Origin of the sequence: Prauserella shujinwangii, from assembly GCF_003001955.1 — a bacterium.
Classification (GTDB): Bacteria; Actinomycetota; Actinomycetes; order Mycobacteriales; family Pseudonocardiaceae; genus Qaidamihabitans; species Qaidamihabitans shujinwangii.
Window position 1 is genome coordinate 90,579 of the sequence record NZ_PVNH01000004.1, and the last position, 20,503, is coordinate 111,081.

A 20,503-nucleotide genomic window follows, 5' to 3' on the forward strand; every position below is an offset into this window, starting at 1 on the left:
GTCAGTTCACCCGGCCAGGTGCCGATGCGCGCGGTGCGGTGTCGCGATCGGCGATCGCGTCGGCGACCTCGCCGATCGCGCGCCGGATGAGGTCGCCGTACGAGTCGTCCGGCAGTGCGGGCGAACGCTCGCGCGCGGCTTCGATGTGCTCGCGGGCCGCGGCGAAGGAGCCCAGCCTGCGGTAGTCGTCGGCCAGGTTGAGATGGAGCGAGGGAGCGAAGCCCGCGACGCGCAGGTTCGCGCCGGCTTCCTGGACGCGCCGGTCGGTGAGGGCGGTGGCCGCGTCGAGAGCCCGCACGTCCCAGGCCAGCGCCTCGGCCGCGTCGTCGTGGAGATCGGCGAGGTGGTGCGCGAGCGTGCAGCGGTGCAGCGGGTCGCCCTCGACGCCGATCATCTCCCAGAGGCTCAGGAGCCGGGTTCTGGCAGCGGCGGTGTTCCCGGCCCGGCCCTCGGCCATGGCCGCTCCGATCGCCGCCATGATCGGGTCGGCGCTGGTCGGTGTGGTCATCGTCGTCCTTCCTGAGACATGACGCAGTGGTGGGATCGCCCGGCCCGCCTGGGGCCGGGATGCCATGGTCGGCCTTCAACCAACCGGAAGGTCAACGGCGACGGTGTGGCTCGCGAGGTGATAAACGTGGGAACGCACGAGTGGTTCGCACGCCAGCGCGGGAGGTCATCGATGAGCACGCTCCGGTCCAGCACGGTCCCCGACGTCCTGCGGCGCACCGCCGCCCGCGTGCCGGGGCGCACGGCACTGCGGTTCGGTGACCGGGCATGGACCTACGCCGAGCTGGACGCCGCGGTGAGCCGGGCCGCCCGGCGCCTGCTCGACCTGGGCCTGCGGCACGGCGACCGCGTGGCGGCGTACGGGAGGAACTCCGACGCGTACCTGATCGGCTTCCTGGCCTGCGCGCGGGCCGGGCTGGTGCACGTGCCGGTGAACTACAACCTGGTCGGCGGCGAGCTGGCGTACCTGGTGGAGCAGTCCGGCAGCAGGGTCGCGCTGGTCGATCCCGCGCTGCGCGGCAACGTCGACGAGCTGGGGCTGGAGCTGGAGCACGTGCTGCCGTTGCGGGACGCGGACGGCTCGCTGCTGGACTCCGCGCGGGCGGGCGACGTGCCCGCGCTCGACGTCGAGGTCGCCGACACCGACCTGGCGCAACTGCTCTACACGTCGGGCACCACGTCGCGGCCCAAGGGCGCGATGATGACCCACCGCGCGCTCGTGCACGAGTACGTGTCGTGCATCGTCGGGCTGGACCTCACCGAGCACGACGACCCGCTGCACGTCATGCCGCTCTACCACTCCGCGCAGATGCACGTCTTCCTGCTGCCGTGGCTCGCGGTCGGGGCGACGAACACGCTGGTCGAGGCGCCCGACCCGGCCGACATCCTGCGCAGGCTCGCCGCCGACCGGCACGGTGCGTTCTTCGCCGCGCCCACGCTGTGGGTGGCGCTGGCCAACCATCCCGAGTTCGGCGAGCGTGATCTCTCGGCGCTGCGCAAGGCGTACTACGGGGCGTCGATCATGCCGGGGCCGGTGCTGGAGCGGCTCCAGGCGGCGATGCCGGACCTCGGCTTCTACAACTGCTTCGGGCAGTCGGAGATCGGTCCGCTCGCGACGATCCTGGGCCCGGCCGAGCACGCCACGCGGCCCGACTCGGCGGGCAGGGCGGTGCTGTTCGTGGAACTGCGGGTGGTGGACGCCGAGGGCCGCGACGTGGCGCCCGGCGAGCAGGGCGAGGTCGTCTACCGGTCGCCGCAGCTCGCCCTGGGCTACTGGGACAAGCCGGAGGAGACGGCGGAGGCGTTCCGCGACGGCTGGTTCCACTCCGGTGACCTCGTGCGTGTCGACGAGGAGGGCTACCTGTACGTCGTCGACCGGATCAAGGACGTCATCAACACCGGCGGCGTGCTCGTGGCGTCGCGGGAGATCGAGGACGCGCTCTACACGCACCCCGCGGTGGGCGAGGTCGCCGTGGTGGGGCTGCCGGACGAGAAGTGGATCGAGGCGGTGACCGCCGTCGTCGTGCCGAAGGAGCGGGTCGGCGAGGAGGAGCTGATCGAGCACGCGCGCGGCACGCTGTCGTCGTTCAAGGTGCCGAAGTCGGTGCGCTTCGTCGACGACCTGCCGCGCAACGCCTCCGGCAAGATCCTCAAGCGCGAGCTGCGGGACCGCCTCGCCTAGCCCGTCGGGTCGGCGCCGAGCAGGGTCTCGACCGACACCGACGGATACCGACGCGCGAACCCGGTGTCCAGCGTCACCAGCGTGAGGCTCGCGACCTGGGCGAACGCCGCCAGGTAGTCGTCCGTCCAGAGCTTGTGGCTGTTGTCGTCCCGTGCGGAGATCGCCCGCCACACCTGCTCCAGCTGCGCGGGTTCGCCCGACCAGCGCACCCGGTCGTCGTTCCGCAGAGCGTCGACGACCCGCCACGCGTCGGCGCGGGTGAGAGCGTCGTCCCGCAGCACCGCCGGGTTGGACAGCAACCGCAACAGGCTCATCTGTGTCACGCGACAGAGCCACAGGTCGCCCGATTGTTCGTCGAACCATCGCGCCACGCGCGGGTGGTGGACGTGACCGGCCCACACCGCCGCCAGCCACACACCGGCATCGAGCAGCATCAGTGGTTGCCGTGCTTCTCGGCGTCCTCGGCGGCGAGGATGGCTTCGATACCGGCGTTCGAGACGTCCACCGTGCCCGGGCGTGAGCTTCCCACCAGCGGCAGCCGGACCCGGCCGCGCGTGGCCGGGTGGGACGGGTCACCGAGTTCGTGCACCACCGCGCGCGTGAGGAACTCCTTCAGGGTCTCTCCGCGTGCGGCGGCCTCGGCTTTCGCGGCACGGAGCACCTCGGTGGGCAGGTGGACGGTGGTGCGCATAAAAGCATATTAGCACCGACCGCGCGGCGGGACGCGTTCGGTCGCCGCGCGACGCGGACACGCGTACACACGTGGCGGACACGCGGGTCAGGGGAGGGCGTAGTGGCGGACGTCTCCGGTCTCGGTGGCGGTGAGCCTGCCCTGGGTGACCAGCAGGTCGAGGTGGGCGGCGGTCTCCAGCACGGCGAGCATCCTGTTGAACACGTCCAGGTCGGCGAGCGTCCGCTCGCGCCGGGTCCACGTCAGCCGCAGCGCGGCCTCGTACGCCGTGGTGGCGCCACGGGCGATCGTCTCGCCCGTCTCGGCGAGCCTGCGGTCGTGATGCGCCAGCAGCTCGTCCACCCTGGCGTGCACGCTCGGCGACACCGCGCCGTGCGCGGGCAGCATCCGCCGGTCCGGCATGCTCCGCACCAGCCGCAGCGAGCCGAGGTACCGCTTCAGCGGCAGCTCGAAGGGCGCGGGCTGGAACCCGATCGACGGTGTGATGTGCGGCAGCACGTGGTCACCGGTGAACAGCAGCCCGGCCGCGGCGTCGTCGAACACCACGTGCCCCGCCGTGTGGCCGGGCGTGTGCACGACCTCCAGCTGCCTGCCGGGCAGCACCGTGCGCCTGCCCGGGGTCAGCCAGACGTCGGGCTCCTCCCACAGGTCCTCCTTCGTGCGCCGGCGCTCACCGCCGCCGAACGACTCGACGAGCTCGTTCACCAGCGGTTCGGCGCCTGCCCGGTGCAACGACCGCAGTTGCGCCCGCACCGGGGTGACTCCCGGCCCGCCCGCCAGCCGCAACGACTCGGCCTCGTGCTCGCCGAGCCCGATCGTGCCGCCGAACTCGCGCCGCAGCGCGACCGCCATGGTGTAGTGGTCGCGGTGGACGTGGGTGACGAGGAACTGCCCGACGTCGCCGAGCTCGGCGCCGAGGGCCTTCAACCCGGCGGCAAGCTGTTCGCGTGCCTCGGTGAGCGCCCAGCCGGAGTCGATCAGGGCGAGCGAGTCGCCCTCGACGATCGCGTAGACGTTGACCGCCCGCAGGGCGTCGTGCGGCAGCGGCAGCGGGATGCGGTACACCCCCGGCGCGACGGTGTAGACCCCCGGTTCGGCCCAGTGCCTGCTGCTGTCCTCGGCGAGCGGTTCCACGGCGACCTCACTGTCTCGCGTCCAACGACCTCTCCCGATCTGACCAGCTTCACGCCGGGGAAAGGAGGCGGCTGAGACACACGTCACTGAACGGGCGCTTACTCGGTTGCCCGCGCCGGGACCGCGGTCAGTCGTCGCCGCTCTCGGTGATCAGCCGCTCCAGCTCGCGGCGCAGCAGGCCCATCCGGGCGTCGGCGAGCAGCGGGATCTCCCGCCGGCGCCGCCGGACCGCGGCGAGGTCCAGGTCCACGAACGTCAGCGACTCGTCCCACGTCGGCGCGGTCGCCACGGCGGAGCCCCACGGGTCGATCACCCGCGAGCCGCCCCAGAACCGCACCCCCGCCTCGTCGCCGACGCGGTTGACGTACACCACCCAGCACTGCTGCATGCGCGCGGTGAAGGTGAGCAGGTCGTGCCAGTACTCGACCGGGTCGATCGAGCCCGCGGTGAGCTTGGCCGCGCTGTTGGCGGGCACGAGCAGGATCTCGGCCCCGTCCTGCGCGGCCAGCCACGGCAGCATGGGCTGCCACGCGTCGTTGCAGATCAGCGTGGCCATCCGGCCGAGCCGGGTGTCGAACGCCCGCATGTGCTGCCCGGGGCTCGCGTGCTTGCGCTCCTCCCAGATGAGGTAGTTGGGCAGGTACAGCTTGCGGTGGTTGTGCACCAGTGACCCGCCGGAGAAGTACAGCGCCGAGTTGTGCCTGCGGATCCGCCCGTCCTCCAGCAACCCGATGAGCACGTCGGGACCGTGCCGTCCGAGGTCGGCGAGACGCGGGTCGTCCGGCCACAGCGAGATGTCGTCCGCCAGCTGGCCGAGCGCGTACCCGGTGAGGCTCAGCTCGGGGAAGACCACCAGATCCGCGTCCTGGGCGGCCGCGTCCTTGATGATCCGCTCGGCATCGACGAGGTTCCCCTCCACGTCGCCGAGCCGGCAGTCGGTCTGGGCCAGTGCCACTCTCATGCGTCTCACCTCCTCGCGTGCGCAGCGGGTGCGAATACGTCGAAGGTACGGGATCGCCGGTGCACCCTGCGAGGACTCGGCGACACACCCGGGGGGAGCATCCGCGGCCCGGCGAGACCCAGCAGAATCTCCTACCGTGACAGAGCTTCCCTGGCCGCCCGCCGTGGCCACCGGCATCGGGTCGATGCCCGGCACGGACCCCGCCGAGGCCGCCGCGATCGTGCTCGGCGAGCTGCCCGAGTTCCCGCACCTGCCGGAGCTGCCCGCCCGTGGTGCCGGCGCCGACCTCATCGGGCGCACCGCGGCGCTGCTCGTGGACCTGGCCGTGGAGGTGGTCCCCAGCGGCTACCGGGTGAGCGCGCGACCCGGCCGCGACCACCGCCGCGCCACCGACCTGCTGCGCTGGGACGTCGACGCGTTCGAGGACGCCTTGACGCGGGCGGGCGCCGCGCCGCGCCTGGTCAAGACCCAGGTGGCGGGACCGTGGACGCTCGCGGCGGGCGTCGAGCTCGCCCGCGGGCACCGCGTGCTCACCGACCCCGGCGCCACGCGCGACTTCACCGAGTCCCTGCTGGAAGGCCTGGCCGCGCACATCCGCGAGCTGGCCGACCGCACGGGCGCCCACGTCGTCGTGCAGTTCGACGAGCCGACGCTGCCGTCGGTGCTGGCCGGTGCGCTGCCGACGGCGTCCGGCTACGGCACCGTCGACGCCGTGCCCGAACCGGAGGCGCGCGACCTGCTCGCCACGGTGGTGTCGGCGGCGCGCGCGATGACCGGCCAGCGCGTGATCGTGCACTGCTGCGGCCCCCGCCCGCCGGTGGCCCTGCTGCGCGGCACCGGCGCCGGCGCGCTGGCACTGGACGCCACCCAGCTCGCGGGCGCGCCCGGCTCGCTGCTCGACGAGATCGGCGAGGCGTGGGACTCCGGCACGGTCTTCCTGCTCGGCCTCGTTCCCGGCGAGACGCCGGAGACCTGGCCGAGCCTGTACGACGCGGCCTCGCCCGCACTGCGGCTGGCCGACCGGCTCGGTTTCGCCCGCTCGATGCTCGCCGAGCGTTCCGTGCCGACGCCCACGTGCGGGCTGGCCGGGGCGAGCGCGGAGTGGATGCGCCGCGCGCTCGCCCTGACCCGCGACCTGGGCCGGGCGTTCGCCGAGCCGCCCGAGGGGTGGTAGCCGTGCGCCTGCCCCGGTGGGCGCGACCGTCCCGGCTGTCCCGCGAACGCCGCGCGGCCGACCCGCCCGACCCCCGCACCCCGTGGCCGGAGCAGCCGGTGCCGCGCGACCCCGCCGTCGCCGCGCGGGTGTTCTGGCGGCGCTGGCGGGAGCTGCTGCCCGAGGTGAGTGCCGCCCTGGGCGACCGGGAGCCGCAGCGGGTGGAGCTCGCGCTGTGCGACGCCGTGGCGGGCGTCCATCCCCGGCTGCAGGTGTCGCTGGAACGCGGGCAGCGGGCCGTCTACGCGCTCGTGGTGAGCGGGCAGGAGGATCCCGAGCTGCGGCCGTACACCGACGCGTGGAAGGCCGCCGCGCCCGCCGAGGACGCGATCTGGGAGTACCACGACTCCGTGCCTCCGGTGCCCGACCCGGCCGAGGTCACCGTCAACGTCGGCGGGCAGCGGGTGGCGCTGGCCGAGGTCCGCGTGGTCGCGCAGGTGGACGAGACCGAGGGCGTGGTGGACGTCGCGGTGCACCATCCCCGGTTCGCCGACCTGGACGAGGCCACGCGCACGGCCCTGACCTTCCTCCCGCTCGACGCCGCGCTGGGGGAGCGGCTCGCCGCCGAGCGGTTGCGCCGCGTCGAGACGGCCGAGCTGGAGCCCGCCGGGTCGATCTCCCTGGTGGAGTTGCGTGACCTGGTGCGTGCGCTGCACGCGAATGTCGGAGGCGCTGACTAGGGTTACACCCTGTGAGCAGTGAAGACGTCGTCACCACCGAGCAGGCCCAGGACATCGGGGACGTCCCGCAGGACGTGCGCGACCGGCACGCCGAGCTGGCCGAGGAGGTCCGCGGCCACCAGTTCCGGTACTACGTCCTCGACTCTCCGACGATCTCGGACGCCGCGTTCGACCGGCTGTTCCGTGAGCTGGAGGACCTGGAGCGGGAGTACCCGGGCCTGGCCACGCCCGACTCGCCGACCCAGCAGGTCGGCGGCACGTTCTCCACGGAGTTCGCGGCGCACGACCATCTCGAGCGCATGCTCAGCCTGGACAACGTCTTCGACTACGACGAGCTGCGCACCTGGGTCGACCGCGTGGAACGGGAGGTCGGCGGCAGCACGCGGTACCTGTGCGAGCTGAAGGTCGACGGCCTCGCGCTGAACCTGCTCTACGAGAAGGGCAGGCTCACGCGCGCGCTCACCCGGGGCGACGGCAGGACGGGCGAGGACGTCACGCTCAACGTCCGCACGCTGGAGGACGTGCCGGAGCGGCTGCGGGAGAGCGAGCGGTTCGGCGTGCCCGACCTGCTCGAGATCCGGGGCGAGGTGTTCTTCCGCGTCGAGGAGTTCGCCGACCTCAACGCCCGGCTCGTGGAGGCGGGCAAGCCGCCGTTCGCCAACCCGCGCAACGCGGCCGCGGGCTCGCTGCGGCAGAAGGATCCCAAGGTCACGCGGACGCGGCCGTTGCGCTTCCTCTGCCACGGCCTCGGCAAGCGTGTCGGCTTCGAGCCGGAGCGGCAGTCCGAGTCGTACGAGGCGCTGGCGGAGTGGGGCATGCCGGTGTCCCCGTACAGCAAGGTGATCGAGACCGCCGACGGCCTGATCGAGCACATCGAGTACTGGGGCGAGCACCGGCACGACGCGCAGCACGAGATCGACGGCGTCGTCATCAAGGTCGACCAGGTGTCGCTGCAGCGCAGGCTCGGCTCCACGTCGCGGGCGCCGCGCTGGGCGGTGGCGTACAAGTACGCGCCCGAGGAGGCCAACACCACGCTGCTCGACATCAGGGTCAATGTCGGGCGCACCGGACGGGTCACGCCGTACGCGGTGATGGAGCCGGTGAAGGTGGCGGGCTCCACCGTCGCGATGGCCACGCTGCACAACGCCGAGGAGGTCAAGCGCAAGGGCGTGCTGATCGGCGACCGCGTCGTCATCCGCAAGGCGGGTGACGTGATCCCCGAGGTGCTCGGGCCGGTCGTCGACGTGCGCACGGGCGACGAGCGCGAGTTCGTGATGCCGACCCAGTGCCCCGAGTGCGGTACGTCGCTGGCGTACGAGAAGGAGGGCGACGTCGACATCCGTTGCCCCAACTCCCGGTTCTGCCCCGCTCAGCTGCGTGAGCGGCTGTTCTACCTCGCCGGCCGCTCGGCGCTGGACATCGAGATGCTCGGCTACGAGGCGGCCACGGCGCTGCTGCAGTCCGGCGTGATCGCCGACGAGGGCGACATCTTCGACCTCGACGCCGACCGCCTCAAGCAGGCGGACCTGTTCCGCACGAAGGCGGGCGAGCTGTCCGCCAACGGTCACAAGCTGCTCGCGAACCTCGACGCCGCCAAGGACCGTCCGCTCTGGAAGGTGCTCGTCGCGCTGTCGATCCGGCACGTCGGCCCCACCGCCGCGCAGGCGCTGGCCAGGGAGTTCGGCTCGATCGACCGGATCGACAACGCCACCGAGGAGGAGCTGGCCGACGTCGACGGCGTGGGCCCCACCATCGCGCGCGCGGTCCGCGAGTGGTTCGCCGTCGACTGGCACCGCGAGGTGGTCGAGAAGTGGCGGCGGGCAGGCGTGCGGATGGCCGAGGAGCGCGACGAGTCGATCCCCCGGCACCTGGAGGGGCTTTCCATCGTCGTCACCGGATCGCTCGAGACGCTCTCCCGCGACGAGGCCAAGGAGGCGATCATGGCGCGGGGCGGCAAGGCCGCCGGTTCGGTGTCGAAGAAGACCGCGTTCGTGGTGGTGGGCGACGCGCCGGGGTCGAAGTACGACAAGGCGGTCCAGCTGAAGGTCCCGGTGCTCGACGAGGACGGGTTCCGGGTGCTGCTGGACCGCGGACCCGAGGCGGCGCGGGAGGTCGCCGAGGTCGCCGGGGACACCGGGGACACCGGGGACACCGATGAGTGACGTGCGGATCCGCGCGGCGCGGCCAGGGGAGCTGGCCGAGGTGGGGGAGCTGACCGTGGCCGCCTACCGGGCGGACGGCCTGCTCACGCACGACGCGGGCGACTCCTACGCCGGCGAGCTGCGCGACGCGCGAGCCCGCGCCGAACAGGCCGAGCTGCTGGTCGCGGTCGACGGCACGGGCACGCTGCTCGGCACGGTCACCGTGACCCGGGCCGGCACGCCGTACGCCGAGCTGGCCAGGGACGACGAGCTGGAGTTCCGGATGCTCGCCGTCGCCGGGCACGCGCGGGGCCGCGGGGTGGGCGAGGCGCTGGTCACCGCGGTGCTCGACCGGGCGAGGGAGCTGGCCGCGCCCCGGGTGGTGCTGTGCAGCCTCGACGCGATGCGGACCGCGCACCGGCTGTACGAGCGGCTCGGGTTCCGGCGGGCGCCCGAACGCGACTGGTACCCGGTGCCCGGGCTGGCGCTGCGCGCGTTCGTTCACGACCGCCTGCGGTAGCGCACCACCACGGCCGTCCCCACGGCGAGCAGCAGCCCGGCCGCGAGCACGGGTGCCACCCCGACGTGGTCGAGCACCCAGTCGGTCACGTGGCGGCTCCGGGAGGTCGGGTCGGCGAGCACGATCGTGACGAACGCGGCCGCCAGCACGGTCGCGCCGCCGAGCAGCCACCGGCCCCGGTGATGCCGCCAGCCCAGCCTGCGCCGCAGGACGCGCCCGGCGCGGACGATCCGGCCCGCGCGCAGCACCCGCAGCGCGCCGATCGACAGCACCAGCCGCAGGATCTGCACGGGCCCGACCAGGAACACCACCGCGGGCACCGTCACGCCCGCGACCAGCAGGTGCCAGCGGTGGTCGCGGATCCAGGCGGCGACGTCCCGGCTGAGCACCAGCAGCAGCACCGACTCGCCGAGCAGGACGGCGAGGGAGGCCCAGTTGAGAACGGTGCCGATGACGGCGGTGGGGCCGCTCGCGGTGCTCAGGAACACCGCGGGGACGGAGACGAGCGCCGCCACGAGCACCGGCCCGGCGAGCCGCTGCTCGACTTCCTCCGCTCTGGCGTTCCTGCTGCTCATGGCTCGTGAGTGAGTGACGTTGTGCTAACCACGGTCTTCACTCACGAGCGTACGTACTCAGGTGTCCAGCACGACCGCGACGATGCCGGCCAGGTGCGCGAGGCGGGCGACCTCGGCCGCGCGGAACATCGGGCCGCCGGGCCGCCCCACCAGCAGCGCCCGGTCCGGCTTGCCCAGCGGCGTGGCCGCCAGCTCGGTGCCGAGCTCCCGCCACGTCTCCGGGATCCACGGCTCCTCGGCGTCCAGCACCGTGGCGCGCTCCAGCGGCAGCCACGGCATGTCGGTGATCGGTGCCTCCGGCGCCGCACCGGACGCGGCCAGCCTCCGCACTCCGTCGTCGGAGTGCTGCACGACCAGCGACCAGCCGGCACGGATGATCCGGGGCACGCCCTCGGCCAGCAGTTCGAGGCCGGACGCGGGCTGCCCGGCGATCTCCTCCACCAGTTCCAGCTCGCGGTGCGTGTCCAGCACCCCCGCGTACGGGCGCACGGCGTCGACCTCGACTCCTTCGACACTCTCGGCCGCCGTGATCAGCGCGTCCGGGAGCCGTCCCGAGGGCAGCTCCACCACGAGGTCGTCGACGGCGATGCCGTTTCCGCGCTCGACCACGTCCACGCTGAGGATGTCGGCCCCCGCGAGGCCGAGCGCGGTGGCCACGGCGCCGAGGGTGCCCGGAGTGTCCGGTAGCTGTACCCGGATCAGGAACGACACCAGTTCACCTCGTTCAAGCAGTTCAACGCAGCTTCCACACGGCTCGGCCGGGACCGCGCGCCCTCCTCACCGCGGAAGCGCGTGTTGCCGGCCGCTGATTGTGGCAGAACGCCCGGCGCATGGGGAGTCACCGTGCCCGTGTCCAGGTGTACACGGCCGCCGTAACCCCGTCGAGAGTGCCAGGTCGCACGCCATAGACTGCCTGGAGACAGTGCCCACACCATCCCGACCGGAGCAGACCCGGGGAGTCACCCGCGTGCCGAACATCTCTCGCGACGAGGTCGCGCACCTTGCCAAGCTGGCCAGGCTGGCCGTCACCGAGGAGGAGCTGGACGTCTTCGCAGGCCAGCTCGACCAGATCCTCGATGCCGTGGCCGCGGTCGGCGAGGTCGCGAAGGACGACATCCCGCCCACCTCGCACGCCGTGCCGCTGACGAACGTCTTCCGTGCCGACGAGGTCAGGCCGGGGCTGACGCAGCAGCAGGCGCTGGCCGGAGCGCCCGCGGCCGAGGAGGGAAGGTTCCGCGTGCCGCGCATCCTGGGGGAAGAGCAGTGACCGATCTGACGAGGCTCCCGGCCGCCGAGCTGGCGGCGAAGATCCACGCGCGCGAGGTGACGGCCGTGGAGGTCACCCAGGCGCACCTCGACCGCATCGCCGAGGTGGACGGGCTGGTGCACGCGTTCCTCCACGTCGACGCCGAGGGCGCGCTCGCCACCGCGCGCGCGGTGGACGCCGACCTCGCCGAGGGTCGCGAGCCCGCCTCGGCGCTCGCCGGGGTCCCGCTCGCGCTCAAGGACGTGCTGACCACGAAGGACATGCCCACCACGTGCGGCTCACGGACTCTGGAGAACTGGGTCCCGCCGTACGACGCGACGGTGACGCGCAGGCTCCGCCGGGCGGGCGTCGTCATCCTGGGCAAGACCAACATGGACGAGTTCGCGATGGGCTCGTCCACCGAGAACTCGGCGTTCGGGCCGACCCGCAACCCGTGGGATCCGGAGCGCATCCCCGGCGGTTCCGGCGGCGGCTCGTCGGCGTCGCTGGCGGCGTTCGAGGCGCCGCTGGCCATCGGCACCGACACGGGCGGGTCGATCCGCCAGCCCGGCGCCGTCACCGGCACGGTCGGCGTGAAGCCCACCTACGGCGGGGTGTCCCGCTACGGCCTCGTGGCGTTCTCGTCGTCGCTCGACCAGGCCGGGCCGTGCGCGCGCACCGTGCTCGATGCCGCCCTGCTGCACGAGGTCATCGCCGGGCACGATCCGCTCGACTCCACGTCGATCGACGCGCCCGTGCCGCCGGTGGTCGCCGCCGCGCGCGAGGGCGCGAGCGGGGATCTCTCCGGTGTCCGCGTCGGCTACGTCAGGGAGTTCGCGGGCGAGCACTACCAGCGCGGTGTGCTCGGCTCGTTCGAGCGGGCGCTGGGCCAGCTGCGGGAGCAGGGCGCCGAGGTCGTCGAGGTGTCCTGTCCGAACTTCGCCTACGCGCTGCCCGCCTACTACCTCATCGCGCCGAGCGAGTGCTCCTCCAACCTGGCCCGCTTCGACGCGATGCGGTACGGGCTGCGGGTGGCCGACGACGGCGAGCACAGCGCCGAGGAGGTGATGTCGGCCTCCCGCGAGGCCGGTTTCGGCCCCGAGGTCAAGCGGCGGATCATGCTGGGCACGTACGCCCTGTCGTCGGGCTACTACGACGCCTACTACGGCTCGGCGCAGAAGGTGCGCACGCTGATCAGCCGCGACTTCGCCGCCGCGTTCGAGCGGGTGGACGTGCTCGTCTCGCCGACGACGCCCACCACGGCGTTCCGGATCGGGGAGCGGGTGGACGACCCGCTCGCGATGTACTACGCGGACCTGTGCACGATCCCGGCCAACCTGGCGGGCAACGCCGCGATGAGTGTCCCGAGTGGACTGTCCGATGACGATGGTCTCCCGGTCGGCCTGCAGATCATGGCGCCCGCGCTGGCCGACGAGCGGCTCTACCGCGTCGGCGCCGCCTACGAGACGGTCCGCGGTCCGCTGCTGGACCGGGTGCCGGAGCTGAAGGGGGTGTCCGTGTGACCGCGGTCGCCGAGTTGATGGACTACGCCGAGGTCGTCGAGCGCTTCGACCCGGTGCTCGGGCTCGAGGTGCACGTCGAGCTGTCCACGAGGACCAAGATGTTCTGCGGCTGCGCCAACCTGTTCGGCGGCAAGCCGAACACCCACGTCTGCCCGACGTGCCTCGGGCTGCCGGGCGCCCTGCCCGTGATGAACGGCAGGGCGGTGGAGTCGGCGATCCGCATCGGCCTCGCGCTCAACTGCGAGATCGCGGAGTGGTGCCGCTTCGCGCGGAAGAACTACTTCTACCCGGACATGCCGAAGAACTTCCAGACCTCGCAGTACGACGAGCCGATCGCGTTCGACGGCCACCTCGACGTGGTGCTCGACGACGGCGAGGTGGTGCGGGTCGGCATCGAGCGCGCCCACATGGAGGAGGACACCGGCAAGTCGCTGCACGTCGGCGGCGCGACCGGCCGGATCCACGGCGCCGAGCACTCGCTGCTCGACTACAACCGGGCCGGGGTGCCGCTCATCGAGATCGTCACCAAGCCGATCACCGGCACCGGGGAGCGTGCGCCCGAGGTCGCCCGCGCGTACGTGACCGCTCTGCGCGACCTGCTGCGCGCCATGGACGTCTCCGACGTGCGGATGGACCAGGGCTCGCTGCGCTGCGACGCGAACGTGTCCCTCATGCGCAAGGGCGCGAGCGAGTTCGGCACCCGGACCGAGACGAAGAACGTCAACTCGCTGCGCAGCGTCGAGCGCGCCGTGCGGTACGAGATGACCCGGCAGGCCGCGGTGCTGGCCGGGGGCGGCACGGTCAAGCAGGAGACCCGGCACTTCCAGGAGGCGGACGGCACCACGTCGTCCGGCCGGACCAAGGAGACCGCCGAGGACTACCGGTACTTCCCCGAGCCGGACCTGGTGCCGGTCGCGCCGTCCCGCGAGTGGGTCGAGCAGCTGCGGGCCACCCTGCCGGAGCTGCCGTGGGAGCGGCGCAAGCGCATCCAGCAGGAGTGGAACCTCACCGACGAGGAGCTGCGCGACCTGATCAACACCGGCGCCGCCGACCTGGTCGCGGCCACTGTGGACGCGGGCGCCGAGCCGGGCGAGGCCCGCAGCTGGTGGGTCCAGTACCTCACCCAGCAGGCCAACGCCCGCGAGGTGGAGCTGGCCGACCTGCCGATCACGCCCGCCCAGGTGGCCCGCGTGATCGAGCTGGTGAAGTCCGGTGAGCTGACCAACAAGCTCGCGCGCGAGGTCGTGCAGGGCGTGCTGGCCGGGGAGGGCGGGCCGGACGAGGTCGTGGACCGGCGCGGGCTCAAGGTCGTGTCGGACGACTCCGCGCTGCTCGCGGCCGTCGACGAGGCGCTCGCCGCCCAGCCCGACGTGGCCGAGAAGATCCGCGGCGGCAAGGTCCAGGCCGCGGGCGCCATCGTGGGCGCGGTGATGAAGGCGACGAAGGGCCAGGCGGACGCCAAGCGGGTGCGCGAACTGATCCTGGAACGCGTCGGCGGCTGAGCGTCCGGCGTGCTCTCCCGCGTGTCGTGGCGCGAGTGGCTCGGCCTCGCGGCCGGGCTCCTCGCGCTCGCCTCGTTGTTCCTGCCGTGGACCCGGCTGCACGCCGACGACCCCGAGATGCGGGCCGTGCTGGCGGAGCTGCCCTCCGCCGACGTGGCGCGCTCGGCGTGGGACTCGACGTTCTTCGCGTGGTTCCCGCCGCTGCTGCTGCTCGCGACCGGGCTGGCGGTGCTCGCGGCCGGACGGTCGGCGACGGTGCGGGCGAGCGGGCTGCCGCAGCTGTGGCTGGTGGCGGCCGTCGTCGCGCTCGTCTGCCTGGTGCTCGGCTGGGTGCTGATCGCGTGGCAGTTCGGCGCGGACCAGCGGGCGGTGCTGGCGGCAGGCGGGGTCGCCGTGGACGCCGGCCCCGGGCGCTTCCTGGCTCTGGTGGCCGCGGTGGCCTCGCTCCTGGGCGCCGGGTTCGACGTGCGGGCGGCCAGGGCCGAGGCGCGCAGACCCCGTCCCGTGACCAGACGCCGGGGCTCGTGAGTGAAAAGCGTGGTGAGGCCCGCCCGTCGCCCGGCCACCACCCCTGGTGGAGGCGCTCCGCGCCGCTGCGGCTCCGCACTCACGAGTCAGTCCCGGCCCGCGCCCGATGACGGCGGGCGGACGATGAGCACCACGCGGTCGTCGCTGGACACCGGGTCGCCTCCGGCCTTGTTCACGGTGCTCGCCACGGCCAGCTCCGGGGTGACCGGGTCGAAGCCGTCCAGCCTGCCGTAGCTGGTGCCGTTGTTGCCGTCCATGGTCACCTGCGGCTTGCCGCCGACCGAGCCGTCTCCGGTGAGCGGCAGCGCCTGCACGTTGCCCTCGCCCGACGTGGCGACCGCGAGCATGTCCTTCCAGTCGGTGCAGCCCGCGACTCCGGGCCTGCCCGGCCAGGTCCACGCGGGCGCCGTGAGGTCCTCACCCGGTTCGATCCGGTACACCGCGTCCCGGTCGGGTGCCTGGTCGGTGACCCACAGCCGGGAGCCGTCCTCGGTCTTGCACAGGCCGCCGGGGGAGTGCAGGCCGGCGGCGATGACCGGGGAGGACGGGTCGGGGTTGTCCGGCGCCGGGCGGCCCGCCGCGTCGATGCGGAGCACCTTGCCCGCGAGGGAGCCGGGGTCGCGCGCCGCGGCCGGGTCGCCCGCGGCCCCGGTGGCGACGAGCAGCGCGCCCTTGCCGTCGGTGAGCAGCGCGCCCTGGTTGCCCTTCGCGCCCTTCGGGATGCCGGTGAGCACGGGCTTGGGCGGCTGCCCCTCGGCGAAGCGCACCACCCGGTTGTCGGTGGCGGTGGTGATGTAGGCGAAGACGAGCCGATCCTCGGCGTAGGTGGGGGACAGCGCGAGACCGGTGAGCCCGCCGTCCCCGGTCGCGACCACCGGGATCGTCGCGAACTCCGTCTGCTCGGCGTCGGTACCCACGAGGAGCACCCGGCCGCTGCGCCGCTCCCCGGCCAGCGCGGTGACCGAGGAGCCGTCCGTCGGCAGTGCCGCGACCGCCGCGACCGTGTCCAGGCAGGTCGCGATCACGGCCTCGTCGTAGTCGGTGCAGCCGTCCGGTGGCGGTACGGGCGTGGGCGAGCCGGGTGGCCTGCTGGGCACCGCGGGCGTGCCCGCCTCGGGCAGCTGCGGCTGCGGTCCCGCCTTCGCGGAGAGCTCCGGCGCGGGTTCCCAGTTCTGGCCCGCGGCGCTGTCGTCGAAGTCGGCACAGCCGGACAGCGCGAGCACGCCACTGGCGGCCAGCGCCAGCGGCCACGACCTCCTCGGCTGCCGGGTCCGCACGATCATCGAGCGTAGGCGGGGCGCCGTGAACGGCGGGTAAGCGGGTCGCCGGGGCACCCGGGTGCGCGCGGGCCGCCCGCGTGGGCGACGATGGCGATCATGACGGTCACCGTGCTGGTTCCCGACGACGACGGCGTGGTGGCGCTGTCGGAGGTCGCCGGAGTGCGTCCGGTCCGCTACACCGTGGGCGAGCCGCTGCCGGAGGAGGCCGCCGAGGCGGAGGTCCTGATCCCCGGGTTCGCGTGGTCGGAGGACACGCCCGGCCTGCTGGAGCGGCTGCCGCGGCTGAAGCTGATCCAGCTGCTCTCGGCGGGTGCCGAGGACTGGGTGGGCGAGTTGCCGCCCGGGGTGCTGCTGTCCACGTGCCGTGGCGCGCACGGCGGCAGCACCGCGGAATGGGTGATGGCTGTCCTGCTGTCGACGTTCCGCGAGCTGGGGCGGTTCGCCGGGGCGCAGCGGGCCGGCGAGTGGGCGCCGCGCAGCACGGACACGCTGCAGGGCAAGCGGGTGCTCATCGTCGGCGCGGGTGACCTCGGCAGGCAGCTCCGGCGCAAGCTGGAGGCGTTCGACACCTGGGTGACGATGGTCGGCCTCACCGCGCGGGACGGCGTGCACGGCGTCGACGAGCTGCCGGCGCTGCTGCCGGACAGCGAGGTGGTGGTGCTCATGGTGCCGTTGACCACCCGCACGCGGGGCATGGTGGACGCGGCGTTCCTGGCGGCGCTGCCGGACGGTGCCGTGCTGGTCAACGCCTCGCGGGGACCGGTGGTGGACACCGACGCGTTGCTGGCCGCGCTGCGCGCGGAACGGATCCGGGCGGCGCTGGACGTCACCGATCCCGAGCCGCTGCCGGCCGACCATCCGCTGTGGACGGCGCCCGGGTTGCTGCTCACGCCGCACGTGGCCGGGTCGGTGCGGGGAGCCAGGCGGCGCTCGTACGTCGTGGCGGTCGCGGAGATCGAGCGTTACGTGCAGGGGGAGCTGCCGGACAACCTCGTACACGGCGAGTACTAGATCGTGCACGGTGTCGTTCTCCCGCGATTCGCCCGGATGCTCTACTCTCCGCGCGCATGACCACACGTGACGACGGCCTGGGCGAGCAGGAGACGACGACCCTGCCGCGGTCCGACGACTTCGAATCCCGGCTGGCCGACGAGCCGGAGCGCTGGCACGGCGGCCTCGACCTGGGGCTGCTCGTGTTGCGGCTGGTGCTCGGCGGCACGATGACCGTGCACGGCCTGCAGAAGCTGTTCGGTGCGTTTGGCGGGCCGGGGATCGGCGGCTTCGCGGGCATGCTGGAACAGCTGGGCTACACCACGCAGACCACGCTGCTGTCCTGGGTGACGGCGCTGGCCGAGTTCGCCGGCGGCGTGCTGCTCGTGCTGGGCCTGTTCACCCCGCTGGGCGCCGCCGCGCTGCTCGGGGTGGCGGCGAACATCGTCTACGTGAAGTTCAGCGGCGGGTTCTTCCTGAGCGACGGCACCGGCTACGAGTACGAGCTGATGCTGGCCGCCGCGGCGTTCGCGCTGATGTTCACCGGCTCGGGCCGGATCGCGCTGGACAAGAACACGCCGTGGCGCCGCAACACGCTCCCGTTCGGCTTCGCCGGTCTTGTCCTGGCCGCGGGCGGCACGGTGGCGGTCCTGCTGCTGTGCCGCTGAACCCGTTCACCCACAGGCGCCCCTCCCGCCCCACTGATGCGAAGCAAGGGAGCTTTACTACCGTCTGGCGGTAGTAAAGCTCCCTTGCTCCTCCGGCTTGGCGGGTGGGGGTCAGCGGTGGGGGTCGCGGACGGCGCCCGTGTCGGCCGAGGTGGCCATCCTCGCGTAGGCGCGCAGGGCCCCGGTGATCGGCCGCTGCCGGTCCACCGGCTGCCACGGCCGCTCGCTGGCCTCCATCTTCGCGCGCCGCTCGGCGAGCACGTCGTCGTCGACCAGCAGCCGTAGCGTGCGCTCGCGCACGTCGATGAGGATCTGGTCGCCGTCCTGGACGAGCCCGATCGTGCCGCCCGCCGCGGCCTCGGGCGAGACGTGCCCCACCGAGATGCCCGATGACCCGCCGGAGAACCGGCCGTCGGTGATCAGGGCGCACTTCCTGCCCAGCCCGGCCCCCTTGAGGAACGCCGTCGGGTGCAGCATCTCCTGCATGCCGGGGCCGCCCGCGGGACCCTCGTAGCGCACCACCAGCACCTCCCCGGGCCGCACCAGCTTGCCGAGGATGGCCGACACGGCCTCCTCCTGGCTCTCCACGACCCGCGCCGGGCCCTGGAAGCGCCACAGTTCCTCGTCGATGCCCGCCGACTTGATCACCGCGCCGTTCTCGGCGAGGTTGCCCCGCAGCACCGCGAGCCCGCCGTCGGCGGTGTAGGCGTGCGCGACGTCCCGCACACAGCCCCGCTCGGCGTCGGTGTCCAGCGACGACCACCGGTTGGTGGTGGAGAACGCCTCCGTCGTGCGCACGCCGCCGGGGGCCGCGTGGAACAGCTCGACCGCCTCCGCCGAGGGCGACCCGGCCCGGATGTCCCACGTGGACAGCCACTCGTCCAGAGAGGACGCGTGCACCGCGTGCACGTCCGCGTTGAGCAGCCCCCCGCGGTGCAGCTCGCCGAGGATCGCGGGGATGCCGCCCGCACGGTGCACGTCCTCCATGTGGTAGTCGGAGTTCGGCGCCACCTTGGACAGGCACGGCACGCGGCGGCCGATCGCGTCGATGTCGTCGATCGTGAAGTCGATCTCGCCCTCCTGCGCGGCGGCGAGGATGTGCAGCACGGTGTTGGTGGAGCCGCCCATGGCCATGTCGAGGGCCATCGCGTTCTCGAACGCCTTCCGGTTCGCGATCGACCGGGGCAGCGCACGCTCGTCGTCCTGCTCGTACCATCGCCTGGCCAGCTCGACGACGGTGCGGCCGGCACCGGTGAACAGGGCCCGCCGCGCCGCGTGGGTGGCCAATGTGGACCCGTTGCCCGGCAGGGAGAGGCCGAGCGCCTCGGTGAGGCAGTTCATCGAGTTGGCGGTGAACATGCCCGAGCACGATCCGCACGTCGGGCACGCGGAACGCTCCACCACGGACAGTCCCTCGTCGTCCACCGCGGAGTTCGCCGACGCCGAGATGGCGGTGATGAGGTCGGTGGGCGCGTGCGCGACGCCGTCCACCACCACGGCCTTGCCTGCCTCCATCGGTCCACCGGAGACGAACACGGTGGGGAGGTTGAGCCGCATGGCCGCGTTGAGCATGCCCGGCGTGATCTTGTCGCAGTTGGAGATGCACACCAGCGCGTCCGCCTGGTGCGCGTTGACCATGTACTCGACGGAGTCGGCGATGATCTCCCGTGACGGCAGCGAGTAGAGCATGCCGCTGTGGCCCATCGCGATGCCGTCGTCCACCGCGATCGTGTGGAACTCGCGGGGCACACCGCCCGCCTCGCGCACCGCCTCGGCCACCACGTCGCCGAGATCCTTGAGGTGTACGTGGCCCGGCACGAACTGCGTGTACGAGTTGGCGATCGCCACGATCGGCTTGCCGAAGTCGCTGTCGGTCATGCCGGTGGCGCGCCACAGGGAACGGGCGCCGGCCGCGTTGCGGCCGTGGGTGGTGATGCGGGAGCGCAGTGCAGGCATGGCGTCAGATTACGCCGCCCTGGTCAGCGCTCCTCGGGCCGCTCGTCCTGCCGCGGCTCGCCCGCGGTCGCACCGGGCTCCTCGGACCGGCCCGGGTCGCCCGCGCCGCTGTCCGTCCCGTCGTCGGCCAGAACGCCGGACGGGTCGGGCAGCCTGCCCTCGCTGACGAGGGAGAGCACGGGAAGGTGCCGGGTCCGCACCGCGGGCAGCCGCACCTCGCCGCCGTCGGCCAGTACCGCGCGCACCTTCGACCGCTTGGTGATGGCCAGGCCGCGCAGCGCCGCCCACGGCAGCTCCTTCCGGCCGAACACGGTCCGCACGGTGAGACCATCCCTGGTCGCGACCGTGCGCGTGCGGATCACCCACACGGTTACTCCCAGCGGGAGCAGGTACAGCACCTGCAGCCCGGGCAGCGCGAACGCCGCCGGAGTCACGCAGAACAGGAGGATGACCACCGACAGCAGGGCGATGCCCGGGATGCGGAACACGGCCCGCCTGCCGCCGGGGGGCGGCGGGGGCAGCTCCGACCGCGCTGGTTCCGGGGACTCGGCCTGCTCGTTCACGCCTCGATACTGCACGGCACGGATTCGCGCGCGGAAAGCGGGGGAGCCCGACAGTCGGAGTGTCCAGTATCCGGAATCACCATCCCGCCAAGTTGACACCTGTGACGGCGGGCGATTAACGTCGTGCCCGTGACACCGCAGATC

At 73.0% G+C, this 20,503-nt stretch carries 21 protein-coding genes; 11 read left to right on the forward strand and 10 right to left on the reverse strand.

Annotation, left to right across the window (positions count from 1 at the left end):
- Nucleotide 1: 1 nt before the first annotated feature.
- Nucleotides 2-508: a hypothetical protein gene (locus tag B0I33_RS10165; protein ID WP_106178369.1), complete on the reverse strand. Its 507-nt coding sequence runs from the start codon at nucleotides 506-508 to the stop codon at nucleotides 2-4.
- A gap of 171 nt (nucleotides 509-679) precedes the next feature.
- On the opposite strand from B0I33_RS10165, the gene B0I33_RS10170 reads away from it, so the two are divergent.
- On the forward strand, nucleotides 680-2,188 hold the full coding sequence (locus tag B0I33_RS10170) for an acyl-CoA synthetase (protein ID WP_106178370.1): 1,509 nt from the start codon (nucleotides 680-682) through the stop codon (nucleotides 2,186-2,188).
- On the opposite strand, the gene B0I33_RS10175 is transcribed toward B0I33_RS10170, so the two are convergent.
- From B0I33_RS10175 to B0I33_RS10190, 4 genes are all read right to left on the reverse strand, one after another.
- Nucleotides 2,185-2,622, reverse strand: coding sequence for a TA system VapC family ribonuclease toxin (locus tag B0I33_RS10175; RefSeq protein ID WP_106178371.1), 438 nt, complete (start codon nucleotides 2,620-2,622; stop codon nucleotides 2,185-2,187). The genes B0I33_RS10170 and B0I33_RS10175 overlap by 4 nt on opposite strands.
- Complete coding sequence (locus B0I33_RS10180) at nucleotides 2,622-2,879, reverse strand: hypothetical protein (RefSeq protein WP_106178372.1); 258 nt, start codon at nucleotides 2,877-2,879, stop codon at nucleotides 2,622-2,624. The genes B0I33_RS10175 and B0I33_RS10180 overlap by 1 nt, the downstream gene beginning before the upstream one ends.
- Before the next feature lie 87 nt (nucleotides 2,880-2,966).
- Nucleotides 2,967-4,013, reverse strand: a complete 1,047-nt coding sequence (locus B0I33_RS10185) for an MBL fold metallo-hydrolase (RefSeq protein ID WP_106178373.1) — start codon at nucleotides 4,011-4,013, stop codon at nucleotides 2,967-2,969.
- Between the two features lie 127 nt (nucleotides 4,014-4,140).
- On the reverse strand, nucleotides 4,141-4,974 hold the full coding sequence (locus B0I33_RS10190) for a nitrilase-related carbon-nitrogen hydrolase (protein ID WP_106178374.1): 834 nt from the start codon (nucleotides 4,972-4,974) through the stop codon (nucleotides 4,141-4,143).
- 136 nt (nucleotides 4,975-5,110) lie between these two features.
- On the opposite strand from B0I33_RS10190, the gene B0I33_RS10195 reads away from it, so the two are divergent.
- From B0I33_RS10195 to B0I33_RS10210, 4 genes are read left to right on the forward strand one after another with little or no spacing between them, the layout of a single operon-like run.
- Entirely contained in the window at nucleotides 5,111-6,148 is a 1,038-nt protein-coding gene (locus tag B0I33_RS10195; protein ID WP_106178375.1) for a methionine synthase, read from the forward strand.
- Between the two features lie 8 nt (nucleotides 6,149-6,156).
- Nucleotides 6,157-6,867, forward strand: a complete 711-nt coding sequence (locus B0I33_RS10200) for a hypothetical protein (RefSeq protein ID WP_245900628.1) — start codon at nucleotides 6,157-6,159, stop codon at nucleotides 6,865-6,867.
- 11 nt (nucleotides 6,868-6,878) lie between these two features.
- On the forward strand, nucleotides 6,879-9,029 hold the full coding sequence (ligA, locus tag B0I33_RS10205; protein ID WP_106178376.1) for an NAD-dependent DNA ligase LigA: 2,151 nt from the start codon (nucleotides 6,879-6,881) through the stop codon (nucleotides 9,027-9,029).
- Complete coding sequence (locus B0I33_RS10210) at nucleotides 9,022-9,528, forward strand: GNAT family N-acetyltransferase (protein ID WP_106178377.1); 507 nt, start codon at nucleotides 9,022-9,024, stop codon at nucleotides 9,526-9,528. The genes ligA and B0I33_RS10210 overlap by 8 nt, the downstream gene beginning before the upstream one ends.
- Here the strand turns inward: B0I33_RS10210 and B0I33_RS10215 are convergent.
- Together B0I33_RS10215 and B0I33_RS10220 are read right to left on the reverse strand one after the other, a co-directional pair.
- Nucleotides 9,510-10,103 carry a hypothetical protein gene (locus B0I33_RS10215; RefSeq protein WP_106178378.1) on the reverse strand — a complete coding sequence of 198 codons (594 nt, stop codon included), beginning with the start codon at nucleotides 10,101-10,103 and terminating at the stop codon, nucleotides 9,510-9,512. The two genes, B0I33_RS10210 and B0I33_RS10215, sit on opposite strands and share 19 nt — an antisense overlap.
- 57 nt (nucleotides 10,104-10,160) lie before the next feature.
- Entirely contained in the window at nucleotides 10,161-10,814 is a 654-nt protein-coding gene (locus B0I33_RS10220; RefSeq protein ID WP_181193245.1) for an ACT domain-containing protein, read from the reverse strand.
- Nucleotides 10,815-11,070: 256 nt separating this feature from the next.
- On the opposite strand from B0I33_RS10220, the gene gatC reads away from it, so the two are divergent.
- From gatC to B0I33_RS10240, 4 genes are read left to right on the forward strand one after another with little or no spacing between them, the layout of a single operon-like run.
- A complete protein-coding gene (gene gatC / locus B0I33_RS10225) occupies nucleotides 11,071-11,370 on the forward strand; it encodes an Asp-tRNA(Asn)/Glu-tRNA(Gln) amidotransferase subunit GatC (RefSeq protein ID WP_106178380.1) in 300 nt (99 codons plus the stop codon).
- A complete protein-coding gene (gene gatA / locus B0I33_RS10230; RefSeq protein ID WP_106178381.1) occupies nucleotides 11,367-12,872 on the forward strand; it encodes an Asp-tRNA(Asn)/Glu-tRNA(Gln) amidotransferase subunit GatA in 1,506 nt (501 codons plus the stop codon). The genes gatC and gatA overlap by 4 nt, the downstream gene beginning before the upstream one ends.
- Nucleotides 12,869-14,374 (forward strand): Asp-tRNA(Asn)/Glu-tRNA(Gln) amidotransferase subunit GatB, encoded by a 1,506-nt coding sequence (gene gatB / locus B0I33_RS10235; protein WP_106178382.1) that lies wholly within the window; start codon nucleotides 12,869-12,871, stop codon nucleotides 14,372-14,374. The genes gatA and gatB overlap by 4 nt, the downstream gene beginning before the upstream one ends.
- A 21-nt stretch (nucleotides 14,375-14,395) precedes the next feature.
- On the forward strand, nucleotides 14,396-14,902 hold the full coding sequence (locus B0I33_RS10240; RefSeq protein WP_106178856.1) for a hypothetical protein: 507 nt from the start codon (nucleotides 14,396-14,398) through the stop codon (nucleotides 14,900-14,902).
- An 86-nt stretch (nucleotides 14,903-14,988) separates the two neighbouring features.
- On the opposite strand, the gene B0I33_RS10245 is transcribed toward B0I33_RS10240, so the two are convergent.
- The gene (locus B0I33_RS10245; RefSeq protein WP_106178383.1) at nucleotides 14,989-16,185 is read right to left on the reverse strand and encodes a PQQ-dependent sugar dehydrogenase; all 1,197 of its coding nucleotides are present in this window, start codon (nucleotides 16,183-16,185) and stop codon (nucleotides 14,989-14,991) included.
- A gap of 93 nt (nucleotides 16,186-16,278) precedes the next feature.
- Here B0I33_RS10245 and B0I33_RS10250 point away from each other — a divergent pair, with 93 nt between their 5' ends.
- The gene (locus tag B0I33_RS10250) at nucleotides 16,279-17,193 is read left to right on the forward strand and encodes a 2-hydroxyacid dehydrogenase (RefSeq protein ID WP_106178857.1); all 915 of its coding nucleotides are present in this window, start codon (nucleotides 16,279-16,281) and stop codon (nucleotides 17,191-17,193) included.
- A 56-nt stretch (nucleotides 17,194-17,249) separates the two neighbouring features.
- Nucleotides 17,250-17,840 (forward strand): DoxX family protein, encoded by a 591-nt coding sequence (locus tag B0I33_RS10255; RefSeq protein WP_106178384.1) that lies wholly within the window; start codon nucleotides 17,250-17,252, stop codon nucleotides 17,838-17,840.
- Nucleotides 17,841-17,951: 111 nt separating this feature from the next.
- On the opposite strand, the gene ilvD is transcribed toward B0I33_RS10255, so the two are convergent.
- A complete protein-coding gene (gene ilvD, locus B0I33_RS10260) occupies nucleotides 17,952-19,796 on the reverse strand; it encodes a dihydroxy-acid dehydratase (protein ID WP_106178385.1) in 1,845 nt (614 codons plus the stop codon).
- A 23-nt stretch (nucleotides 19,797-19,819) separates the two neighbouring features.
- Complete coding sequence (locus B0I33_RS10265) at nucleotides 19,820-20,359, reverse strand: PH domain-containing protein (RefSeq protein ID WP_106178386.1); 540 nt, start codon at nucleotides 20,357-20,359, stop codon at nucleotides 19,820-19,822.
- Nucleotides 20,360-20,503: the final 144 nt, after the last annotated feature.

Excerpts from the sequence above, each read along its gene's own strand:
- B0I33_RS10250 (WP_106178857.1), top strand. The coding sequence starts at position 16,279 with ATGACGGTCACCGTGCTGGTTCCCGACGACGACGGCGTGGTGGCGCTG.
- B0I33_RS10175 (WP_106178371.1), bottom strand. The coding sequence starts at position 2,622 with ATGCTGCTCGATGCCGGTGTGTGGCTGGCGGCGGTGTGGGCCGGTCAC.
- B0I33_RS10170 (WP_106178370.1), top strand. The coding sequence starts at position 680 with ATGAGCACGCTCCGGTCCAGCACGGTCCCCGACGTCCTGCGGCGCACC.
- B0I33_RS10165 (WP_106178369.1), bottom strand. The coding sequence starts at position 508 with ATGACCACACCGACCAGCGCCGACCCGATCATGGCGGCGATCGGAGCG.
- B0I33_RS10190 (WP_106178374.1), bottom strand. The coding sequence starts at position 4,974 with ATGAGAGTGGCACTGGCCCAGACCGACTGCCGGCTCGGCGACGTGGAG.
- B0I33_RS10255 (WP_106178384.1), top strand. The coding sequence starts at position 17,250 with ATGACCACACGTGACGACGGCCTGGGCGAGCAGGAGACGACGACCCTG.
- B0I33_RS10245 (WP_106178383.1), bottom strand. The coding sequence starts at position 16,185 with ATGATCGTGCGGACCCGGCAGCCGAGGAGGTCGTGGCCGCTGGCGCTG.
- B0I33_RS10210 (WP_106178377.1), top strand. The coding sequence starts at position 9,022 with ATGAGTGACGTGCGGATCCGCGCGGCGCGGCCAGGGGAGCTGGCCGAG.
- B0I33_RS10180 (WP_106178372.1), bottom strand. The coding sequence starts at position 2,879 with ATGCGCACCACCGTCCACCTGCCCACCGAGGTGCTCCGTGCCGCGAAA.
- ilvD (WP_106178385.1), bottom strand. The coding sequence starts at position 19,796 with ATGCCTGCACTGCGCTCCCGCATCACCACCCACGGCCGCAACGCGGCC.
- B0I33_RS10215 (WP_106178378.1), bottom strand. The coding sequence starts at position 10,103 with ATGAGCAGCAGGAACGCCAGAGCGGAGGAAGTCGAGCAGCGGCTCGCC.